The following is a 9,791-nucleotide window of genomic DNA, read 5'->3' on the forward strand; positions in this document are numbered from 1 at the left end:
TCCACCAGAGGTTGAGGGCAGGGGAGTCGGTGCCGCCCTCGTGTACGTCGCGGAGGAATGCAAATGAGCGTGGACCTTGCCACCGTCGCCCCAGGCGCACAGGTGCCCTCGCAGTCCCGTCGCTTCGACGGCAACCCGAACGCCTTCAACTCGTTCTTCGAGCGCTCCGGCCTGTGCGTGGCGCACTTCGACCACTCCAGCCGCGTGGTGGAGGCCAACAGCGACTTCTGCCGCCAGTTCGGCCGCTCGCCCCGTGAGGTGCACGGCCGCGAGTTCGGCGACCTGCTGCACCCGAGCGTCCGCGAGAAGATCACCCAGCAGTTGTCCCGGCTGGTCTACGGCCAGCGCGCCCGGTTCACCGACCGGATCGTGGCCCTGCGGCCCGGCAACGCCGCCTTCACCGCGGAGCTCACCGGTCTGGCGGTCCACGGCGACGGCGGCCAGGTCGACGGCGTGATGGTGCTGGTGCGCCCGGAAAGCGGCGAGCAGGTCAGCAAGGGCCTCGCCCGGCGCAGCAAGCTGCTGACCAAGATGGACGCCAGGATCCTGGAGGGCGTGGCGGCCGGGGTGACCACCCCGCAGCTGGCGGCGCACCTCTACCTCAGCCGCGGCGGGGTGGAGTACCACGTGGCCGCGCTGCTGCGGAAGCTCAAGGTCTCCAACCGGGCCGCGCTGATCTCCAAGGCCTACTCGATGGGGATCTTCGAGGTCGGCTCGTGGCCTCCCAAGATCCTGCCGGAGTACGTCAAGGACGCCGCCGCCGAGTCCGCGTGAGCCCGCTGCCCGCCTACACCGACCACAGCCATGTCCGCACTGACCAGACTCAGTCTCACCGGCCGAAGCCTGATCGGGCTGGGTGTCGCCGCCCTCGCCGTGGCGTGCCTGCCGGCGGTCCAGGCGGCCGGCGGCCGGGCCCAGGAGGCCGGCCTCGGCCTTGGCCTCGCCGTCCTGGCCATCCTGCTCTTCACGTTGTCTCTATGGTCCACTGTGGTCACAGCGGTGACAATGGCGTTGTCGCTGGCCATCACGCTCGGCGTGTTGCACGCCACCGGTCTTTCCCTGACGGTGCCGACGTTGGGTGCCCTCGGGATCGTGGTCGGGCGGCTCACCGCCGACTCACTGCTCGTGCTGGAAGGCATCACCCGCCGGCTGGCCACTGGAGTTAGTGCCAGGCAAGCGGTTCAGGACGGCGCCGGGGAAGCCACCCGGGCGGTGCTCGCCTCCGGATGTGCCACCGCCGCCGTGTTCCTGCCGTTCCTTGTCTTCGGCGGGGTGCTCCGGCCGTTCGCGATCACTGTGGTGGTCGCGGTGGCCGCATCGCTGGTGTTGTCGCTCACCGTTGTGCCGGCCCTGGCGTACTGGTTCCTCAAGTCCCGCAAGCAGCCGGCCGCGCCCGGCCGGACCGCGCCGGTGCTCCGGTTCGCCACCCGCCACCGGCTCGTCACGATGGCCGTCGCCGTGGGTGTGTTGGCCGCAACCGGTTTCCTGCTGGCCCGCGTGCGGACCGACGGCCTGGACGATGTTTCAGCGCCACTCGAAGTTGTGGGGAAAGCACCAGCGTTGATCTCCGGGCCCTCACGCCAGGCCCCGGGTTCGGACAAAATGACCGGCGTGTCAGCGTTTTCCGATCCTGTCGTGGACGCGCCGCGAGTGCGGGCCGGTGCCGGTGCGCGTGCCGCCGCCCCCTCTTCCGGTCGTGATCGCCTGGCGGATCTGGGAATGCTGGCGCTGGCGGCTCTCATACTGCTGTTCGCGATCATGGTCGCCGGGCTGGACAGCCTCGTCCAGCCGCTGATCGCGTTGGTGTCACTGCCTTTCGCGGCAACGGGCGCGGCCGGGGCACTGGTGCTCACCGGCGCGCCGCTGAGTCTGTCCACTGTGGCCGGACTGTTGCTGCCTGCCGGGATCGGGATCAGCACCGCGATCGTGCTGCTGGACCTGATCAACCAGTACCGCGGGCGTGGCATGGGAATCCGCGCGGCGGCGGTCGAGGCGGGCAGCCGGCGGTTGCAGCCGGTCCTGCTGACCGTGATGGCGACCATCTGCGCGTTGCTCCCGGCGGCCCTCGGGCAGTCCGGGGACGGCTTCATCAGCACTCCACTGGCGCTGGCGGTGATCGGCGGGCTGGTCAGCTCGACGGTCTTCACGCTCGTGCTGGTGCCCACTTTGTACACATCGGCCGAGACGCTGAAAAGGCGCGTCCGACGCCGGCGTGCCCGGCGGCGTCCCGCCGCCGTTGTCCACTGGCCTGAGCGGGATCTGGATGTGCGGTCCGTCCCGATGGCGCTGCCCGCGTCACGGCGCTCACACGGATAAAGGATGAGAAGGAGTACCCGATGTCCAAGCGAGCGCTGATCACCGGGATCACCGGTCAGGACGGCTCTTACCTCGCCGAGCACCTGATCGCTCAGGGCTACCAGGTGTGGGGCCTGATCCGCGGCCAGGCCAACCCCCGCCGCTGGTGGGTGTCGCGGCAGCTGTCGGAGGTGAACTTCGTCGACGGCGACCTGATGGACCAGTCCAGCCTGGTGTCCGCTGTGGACAAGATCCAGCCGGACGAGGTCTACAACCTGGGCGCCATCTCGTTCGTGCCGATGTCCTGGCAGCAGCCGGAACTGGTCACCGAGGTCAACGGCATGGGCGTGCTGCGCATGCTGGAGGCGATCCGGATGGTCAGCGGGCTGTCCATCTCGGGCATCACGCACAACAGCGGGATGCGGTTCTACCAGGCCTCCTCGTCGGAGATGTTCGGCAAGGTCGCCGAGACCCCGCAGCGCGAGACCACGATGTTCCACCCGCGCAGCCCTTACGGCGTGGCCAAGGCATACGGGCACTACATCACCCAGAACTATCGCGAGTCCTACGGTCTTTTTGGTGTCTCGGGGATCCTGTTCAACCACGAGTCGCCGCGCCGCGGCGCCGAGTTCGTCACCCGCAAGATCTCGCTCGCGGTCGCCCGGATCAAACTGGGCCACCAGGACCAGCTGCGGCTGGGCAACCTGGACGCCGTGCGCGACTGGGGTTTCGCCGGCGACTACGTGCGCGCGATGCACCTGATGCTGCAGCAGGAGCAGGGCGGCGACTACGTCATCGGCACCGGCCAGATGCACTCGATCCGTGACGCGGCAAGGATCGCGTTCGACCACGTGGACCTCAACTGGGAGGACTACGTCGTGGTCGACCCCGCGTTGGTGCGTCCGGCCGAGGTGGAGACGCTGTGCGCGGACTCCCGTTCCGCCCGCAAGGCGCTCGGCTGGGAGCCGACCATCGACTTCCCCGACCTCATGCGGATGATGGTGGACTCGGACCTCAGGAACGTCTCACGGGAGCGGCAGTACGAGGAAATGCTCCTGTCCACCAGCTGGTGAGGGGGCGGATGTGTGCGGGATCGCTGGCTGGGTGGCGTTCGGGACCGACCTGACCACTCAGCGCCCCACGATCGAGGCGATGACCGCGACCATGGCGTTGCGCGGCCCGGACGACACCGGGACGTGGATCTGCGGTGACGCCGGGTTGGGCCACTGCCGTCTGTCCATCGTGGACCTCGCGGGTGGGGTTCAGCCGATGATGGTCTCCACACCCGGCGGGCCGGTCGTCATCGTCTACACCGGAGAGACGTACAACTTCCGCGAGCTGCGAAGGACTTTGACCGAGCGCGGGCACGTGTTCCGGACCTCCAGCGACACCGAGGTGGTGCTGCGGGGCTACCTGGAGTGGGGCGCGTCGATCGCGGATCGCCTCAACGGCATGACCGCCATGGCGATCTGGGACGGCCGGGAGTCCCGGTTGCTGCTGATCCGGGACCGGATGGGCGTCAAGCCGCTGTACTTCTACCCGACCGCCGACGGTGTCCTGTTCGGCTCGGAGCCCAAGGCCATCCTGGCGAATCCGTTGGTGCCCAAGGTGATCGACGCGGACGGCGTGCGCGAGCTGATGGCGCCGGTCAAGCGGCCGGGATGGGCGCTGTGGAAGGGCATGTACGAGGTCGAACCGGGCACGATCGTGACGGTCACCGAGGATGGCCTCCGTACCCACACGTACTGGCAGCTGGAGACCGCGGAGCACGTCGACGACTACCCCACCACCGTGGCGTGGACGCGGGATCTGTTGGCGGATATCATCCGGCGGCAGCTCGTTGCCGATGTGCCGCAGGGTCTTCTGTTGTCCGGTGGGCTGGACTCCAGTGCTCTCACGGGTCTTGCGTCGCTGGTGCGGGATGATGGGGATCGGCCGCGGACCTTCGCGGTGGACTTCGCGGGGCAGGCGGAGCATTTCAAGCCGGATGCCCTCCGGGTGGATCTCGATGCGCCCTACATCGCGGATGTCGCGCGCTTTGCGGGCTCTGAGCATCGGGATATCGTGTTGTCGCCTGCGTTGCTGAACGATCCGGAGCTGCGGCGGAAGACCATCACCGCCCGGGACATGCCCAGCTGTTTCGGTGACCTCGATGGGTCGCTGTACCTGCTGTTCCAGGCGATCCGCGGCGAGACCACTGTTGCTTTGTCCGGTGACGCCGCGGACGAGGTTTTTGGTGGGTATACGTGGTTTCACAACGAAAAGTTGCTCGGCAAGCGGGTTTTTCCGTGGATGTTGCGCAACCATGAGCGGCCGGGGCGGAACGTCGAGGGCCCGCCTCTGACGCACCCATCCCTCAACGCGGTGCTCGACATCGGGCAGTACCTGGTGGATCAGTACGACCTCGCCGTGGCCGGCGTTGAGCACCTGGACGACGCGGACACCATTGAGCGGCAGACACGCACGATGTCCTATTTGAACATGACTCGGCTGGTGCGGTTGTTGCTGGACCGCAAGGACCGGATGTCCATGTCGGTGGGGCTTGAGGTTCGGGTGCCGTTCTGTGATCACAGACTGGTGGAGTACGTCTACAACGTTCCTTGGGCGATGAAGACCTCCGATGGGCGGCCCAAGAGCCTGTTGCGAGCGGCGGTTCGGGACGTGATCCCGCCATCCGTCCACGCCCGCGAAAAGAGTGCCTATCCGTCCATTCAGGATCCTGCGTACGTCGGCAGTCTTCAGCTGCAGGCGAAGGAGGCTTTGGTGGACAACGGCAATGCCCTGTTCGAGCTGGTCTCGCCGGGGTGGGTGCGCTTCGCTGTCGAGCAGGACCCCGCTGCGGTGTCTTACACCACACGGGCGATTCTGGATCAGGTCGTGGAGTTGTACCACTTCTTTGACCTCTATCGACCCCAGTTGGCGCTTTCCTAGACCCATGATTCGGCTGGGTCGTTGTCCTCGCCGGACAGGCAGCGCCACCCAGAGGGGAGAAGGACACGAAGCCGGACTGTGGTGCGCTGCGCGCCAAAAGAAGAGCGCCCCCACTCCCACCCCCACCCGAAGCCCACTCCCACCCGAAGCGCTGGCCGCCACCACCTCTGCGCCCTGGCGCCCGCCTTCCTCACCGAACCTCGCGTTCCCATCCATCGCTTCGCCGAGAGATCCGCGTGACCGCCGCCCCGTCGCCGGGCGTGAGAAAGCCCGGTGAGGGGTGGCTCACCGGGCTTTCTGGTTGTGGACAAGGTTTATCTGAGGGATAGGACCTCCTTCACGATCTCGTTGTTGATGTCGGTGGGGTGTTCCTGGAGGAAGAAGTGGCCGCCGGGGAAGACCTTGATGCGGTATGTGGCGGTGGTGTGGTGCTGCCAGACCGTGGCTTCGTCCACTGTGGTCTTGGGGTCGTTGTCGCCGGTGAGGACGGTGATGGGGGCGTTGATCTTCCGGTCGGCGGGGCAGGTGTAGGTCTCGATCGCTTCGTAGTCGCCGCGCAGCGAGGGCAGGGCCATGCGGAGGATCTCGTCGTCGGCCAGGAGGGTTGAGCTGGTGCCGTTGAGCTTCTTGATCTCCTTGATCAGGAAGTCGTCGGTCTGGTCGTGGACCTGCTCGTCGCGGTGGGTCGAGGGGCCGCGGCGGCCGGAGGCGATCAGGGTGTAGGGGCCGGTCGCGCCGCCGTCTTCGAGGCGTTTGATGGTCTCGAAACCGAGCACCGCGCCCATGCTGTGGCCGAAGAACACCGTGGGTTTGGGGTCCAGCGCGAGGAGCTCGGCCGTGACCTGGTCGGCGAGGGTGTGCATGTCGGTGATCGTGCGTTCGTGGCGGCGGTCCTGGCGGCCGGGGTACTGCAGCGCGATGACCTCGGTCTGCGGGGAGAACCGGGCCGACACGGGGTGGAAGTAGCTGGCCGAACCGCCCGCGTGCGGCAGGCAGACCAGCCGGACCGCGGCGGTGGGGGCCGGGTGGTAACGCCGGATCCACGGCGAGGTAACGGTTGTGGTCACGGGAGGCTCCTACAGGGGGATGTTGCGGTGGTGGCCGCGGCCGGCCGGGGCGGACGCGAGGATCTCACCGATCCGGCGCCGGGTCTGCGAGGGCTCGATGACCTCGTCGACGACGCCGATGCTCATGGCGCGGCCGACACCGCCCGCGATGACCTCGTGCTCGGCGACCAACTGGGCCAGCAAGGCTTCGCGCTCCGAGTCGGAGGCGACGGCGGCCAGCTTCTTGCGGTGCAGGATCCCCACCGCGGCCTTGGCGCCCATCACGGCCACCTCGGCATCCGGCCAAGCCACCACGGAAGTAGCGCCCAGTGCCCGCGAGTTCATGGCGATGTACGCGCCACCATAAGACTTCCGGGTCACCAAAGTGATCCGGGGAACCGCCGCGTCGGCGAACGCGTGCAGCAACTTGGCCCCACGCCGGACAACGCCGTCCCATTCCTGTCCGACACCGGGCAAATACCCGGGAACATCGACCACAACGACCAATGGAACGCCGAACTCATCGCACATCCGCACGAATCGAGACGCCTTCTCCGCGGACAGCGAGTCCAGGCAGCCGCCCTTGCGCAACGGGTTGTTGGCGATCACACCCACCGTGCGCCCACCGAGCCGGCCGAGGCCGATCACGATGTTGGCCGCCCACTTGGGCTGCAGCTCGATGAACGAGTCCCGGTCGACGATCTCCCTGACCAGCGGCCGCACATCGTAGGCCCGCTTGGGCGACTCCGGCAGCAGGTCACGTAGATCCAAAGAGGACGTGAGACTGTCCAGGTTGTACAGGCCCGGCTTGGTGAACAGCGTCACCACCTCCCGGGCCTGGGAGTACGCCGCCGTCTCGGAGTCGGTGGTGATGTGCACGACGCCGGACTTGCGTCCGTGCGCCTCCGGCCCGCCGAGGCCGGCCATGTCGATCTCCTCACCGGTGACCGTGCGCACGACATCCGGCCCGGTCACGAACACCCGGCCCTGGTCGGACATGATGACCAGGTCGGTCAGCGCGGGCCCGTACGCGGCGCCACCGGCGGCCGGGCCCAGCACCACCGACAGCTGGAGGATCTGGCCGGATGCGCGGACCATGGCGGCGAACATCTGTCCGATGCCGTGCATGGCCTCGACGCCCTCGGCGAGCTTGGCGCCGCCGGAGTGCCACACCCCGATCACCGGGCACCGTTCCCGCACGGCGATGTCGATGGCCTCGACGATCAGCGGACACTCGTCCACCCCGATCGCCCCGCCCTTGGTGCTGCCGTCGGTGCAGTACACGATCACGCCGGAGCCGTTGATCCGGCCGCGGGCCACCGCCACCCCGAGCCCGGGGCGCAGGTGGATCGGCTCGACCGTGCCAGGGTCGAGCAGCTGCGACATCCGGTGCATCGGATCCCGGTAGTCCGGCTCCGGGGCCGCCGGCTCGGCGACGGCCACTGCTGCTTGGGTCATTGCTCACCTCGAAGGTCTGCTCCTGTGCGGCCAGGAAAGCCGACCTGATGTGCGGAAACGCCCAGTGTTACCGCCGTGCTGGGCTTTCCGTGCACAGACTGAGGGAATTGCGAGACCACGGGCTGGATCATCCGTGCCATGAGTGGGATGAACGTGGTCGTGGCGATCGGCAATGACGTCGTGCGGTTCGGCATCGAGCGGATGCTGCAGGCGCATGAGGCCGAGATCGCCGCGGCGGTGCCGGATGTGGAAGTCGTCATCGTGCTGCTGGCCGAGTCCGATGACGAGTCTGTGCGCCGGCTTCGGCTGGCGGAGGAACAGGGCACCCGCATTCTCGTGCTGGTGGACGAGAGAGAGGCCGCCGAGCTGTCCAGAATGTCTCGGCTGTCCGGGATCCGCGGTGCCGGGTTCCTGACTTTGGGCGACCTCAACGGTGTCGCGCTGCGTGACGCCCTGATGCGCATCGCGGCCGGCGACCTCCCCATGTCCGCCGGCCTGGCCCGTGACCTGCTCACCCTGACGCCGAGGCCCCGGCTCACCCCACGTGAGCACGAGGCGCTCGTCCTGATGGTCGAAGGCCTGAGCAACAAGCAGATCGCGCGCAGGCTGACCATCTCCGAACACGGGGCCAAACGGCTCGTGGCGAACATATTGTCCAAAATGGACTGCCCCAACCGCACGGTCGCCGTTGCCAAGGCGCTCCGCGACGGTGTGGGCAACCCCGTGTCCACTTAGGCTCCTTGCTGCCTGTTGGTCGTGAACACGTTGCCGCCGATGGAGTGACGGCCGGGTGCCGACTGCTCCGCCGACGGCTGCTGGCCACGCTTGGCCTGCGGTACCCGCATGGTCGGCACGTCCAGCGCCAGCCGGGGATTGCGGTGCCGGCCACGGCCGGGGCTGTACGCGGGCCGGCCCTGGCTGGCCATCGCCCGCTCCAGCACCTGCACGACCTCGTCGAGCCGGGGCTGACCGCCGTTCTCCACCTGCAGCCGCCGGGCGATCGCCCGCTGACCCAGCTCGCTGAGCAGGGTGCTGGTCGCGTCCGAGATGGCCGGCACCGTGGCCTGCTCGGGGTCGATCGCGATCCCCGCACCGATCTCGGCGATCCGGTCGGCGTGCTGGTACTGCCCGGACACTTGCGGCAGGCCGAGCTGCGGCACGCCGTCGATGGCCGCGGCCATCACACTGCTGGCGGCACCGTCGTTGATCACCACCGAGCAGGTCGGAACCAGGTGCGACAACGGAAGCCCGTGCGTGATACGAGTCCGCCGGGGCAGCTCGGTCAGCCGGTCGAGCTCCAGCTTGTCACCGGTGGCGACGATCGCCTCGATGTCCAGTGGCAGCAAGGCCTGCATGATCCGGCGCAGCAGCTTGGCCCGGTCCTCCACGAGCGGCTCGTTGCTCATGGTCACCAGGACCCGCGGCGCCTCCGGCTCGTCGAAGATCCACGAGGGCAGCTCCCCAGGGCTGTGGAAGGTGACGTACCGGCCGGCGATGGCGTTCGTCGGCGGAGTCGTCCACTGCAGGCTCGGCGGGCAGTTGTCGATGATCTTCCAGTGATCCGGCGCGCCGTCGTGCAGGCCCCACTTGCGGTGCAACGGAAGCAGCGCCTCCGCGACCGGCGCGGCGATGGCCGGGTGCGGCAGCATCCCTCGTCCATGTAGGACGGTCGGCACGCCGATGGCGGCCGCCGCGATCGGGCCGGAGTACTCGAAGTCACTGCACACCACCAGATCCGGCTGCCACACCTCGGCGATGGCCACCGTGCGGTCGACCGTCTGCTCGGTCACCGGCACGTAGTGGCCGACGATGTGGCCGACCAGGTCACCGACCGTGGCGTCCTGCCCGGACCTGCTGCCGAAGCAGATGGTGATGTCGTCGGAGACTCGGGTCGCGGGCAACCCGGTCGCCGCGGTTATTTTCGCGAGCTGGGCCGGAAGCGCGACGAGCACGTCGTGGCCGGCATTTCGCAATGCCCAGAGCGTCGGCAGCATCGGGTACAGATGTTCCTCGCTCGGGGCGCTCGTCGCCAAGATCTTCATGCTGCTCTCCCTCACGTGG

General features: G+C 68.1%; 8 protein-coding genes. 5 read left to right on the plus strand and 3 right to left on the minus strand.

Annotated features, from left to right (window positions below):
* Positions 1–63 precede the first annotated feature (63 nt).
* Genes AB0J95_RS49875 through asnB form a run of 4 tightly spaced genes read left to right on the plus strand, consistent with a single transcriptional unit; the run spans position 64 to position 5,226 of the window.
* Positions 64–774: a helix-turn-helix transcriptional regulator gene (locus AB0J95_RS49875; protein WP_364773666.1), complete on the plus strand. Its 711-nt coding sequence runs from the start codon at positions 64–66 to the stop codon at positions 772–774.
* A gap of 30 nt (positions 775–804) precedes the next feature.
* Positions 805–2,316: an efflux RND transporter permease subunit gene (locus AB0J95_RS49880; protein ID WP_364773667.1), complete on the plus strand. Its 1,512-nt coding sequence runs from the start codon at positions 805–807 to the stop codon at positions 2,314–2,316.
* A gap of 20 nt (positions 2,317–2,336) precedes the next feature.
* Positions 2,337–3,368 (plus strand): GDP-mannose 4,6-dehydratase, encoded by a 1,032-nt coding sequence (locus AB0J95_RS49885; protein ID WP_364773668.1) that lies wholly within the window; start codon positions 2,337–2,339, stop codon positions 3,366–3,368.
* Positions 3,369–3,378: 10 nt separating this feature from the next.
* Positions 3,379–5,226 carry an asparagine synthase (glutamine-hydrolyzing) gene (gene asnB, locus AB0J95_RS49890; RefSeq protein ID WP_364773670.1) on the plus strand — a complete coding sequence of 616 codons (1,848 nt, stop codon included), beginning with the start codon at positions 3,379–3,381 and terminating at the stop codon, positions 5,224–5,226.
* A gap of 314 nt (positions 5,227–5,540) precedes the next feature.
* Here asnB and AB0J95_RS49895 read toward each other — a convergent pair whose 3' ends face one another.
* Positions 5,541–6,293 (minus strand): alpha/beta fold hydrolase, encoded by a 753-nt coding sequence (locus AB0J95_RS49895; protein WP_364773672.1) that lies wholly within the window; start codon positions 6,291–6,293, stop codon positions 5,541–5,543.
* 9 nt (positions 6,294–6,302) lie between these two features.
* Positions 6,303–7,730 (minus strand): carboxyl transferase domain-containing protein, encoded by a 1,428-nt coding sequence (locus AB0J95_RS49900; protein ID WP_364773673.1) that lies wholly within the window; start codon positions 7,728–7,730, stop codon positions 6,303–6,305.
* A gap of 138 nt (positions 7,731–7,868) precedes the next feature.
* On the opposite strand from AB0J95_RS49900, the gene AB0J95_RS49905 reads away from it, so the two are divergent.
* Positions 7,869–8,465 carry a LuxR C-terminal-related transcriptional regulator gene (locus AB0J95_RS49905; RefSeq protein ID WP_364773674.1) on the plus strand — a complete coding sequence of 199 codons (597 nt, stop codon included), beginning with the start codon at positions 7,869–7,871 and terminating at the stop codon, positions 8,463–8,465.
* Here AB0J95_RS49905 and AB0J95_RS49910 read toward each other — a convergent pair.
* Positions 8,462–9,772: a nucleotide disphospho-sugar-binding domain-containing protein gene (locus AB0J95_RS49910; protein WP_364773676.1), complete on the minus strand. Its 1,311-nt coding sequence runs from the start codon at positions 9,770–9,772 to the stop codon at positions 8,462–8,464. The genes AB0J95_RS49905 and AB0J95_RS49910 overlap by 4 nt on opposite strands.
* Positions 9,773–9,791: the final 19 nt, after the last annotated feature.

Source organism: Actinocrispum sp. NPDC049592, assembly GCF_040675465.1.
Lineage (GTDB): Bacteria > Actinomycetota > Actinomycetes > Mycobacteriales > Pseudonocardiaceae > Kibdelosporangium.

Excerpts from the sequence above, each read along its gene's own strand:
- AB0J95_RS49875 (WP_364773666.1), top strand. The coding sequence starts at position 64 with ATGAGCGTGGACCTTGCCACCGTCGCCCCAGGCGCACAGGTGCCCTCG.
- AB0J95_RS49880 (WP_364773667.1), top strand. The coding sequence starts at position 805 with ATGTCCGCACTGACCAGACTCAGTCTCACCGGCCGAAGCCTGATCGGG.
- AB0J95_RS49885 (WP_364773668.1), top strand. The coding sequence starts at position 2,337 with ATGTCCAAGCGAGCGCTGATCACCGGGATCACCGGTCAGGACGGCTCT.
- AB0J95_RS49900 (WP_364773673.1), bottom strand. The coding sequence starts at position 7,730 with ATGACCCAAGCAGCAGTGGCCGTCGCCGAGCCGGCGGCCCCGGAGCCG.
- AB0J95_RS49905 (WP_364773674.1), top strand. The coding sequence starts at position 7,869 with ATGAGTGGGATGAACGTGGTCGTGGCGATCGGCAATGACGTCGTGCGG.
- AB0J95_RS49910 (WP_364773676.1), bottom strand. The coding sequence starts at position 9,772 with ATGAAGATCTTGGCGACGAGCGCCCCGAGCGAGGAACATCTGTACCCG.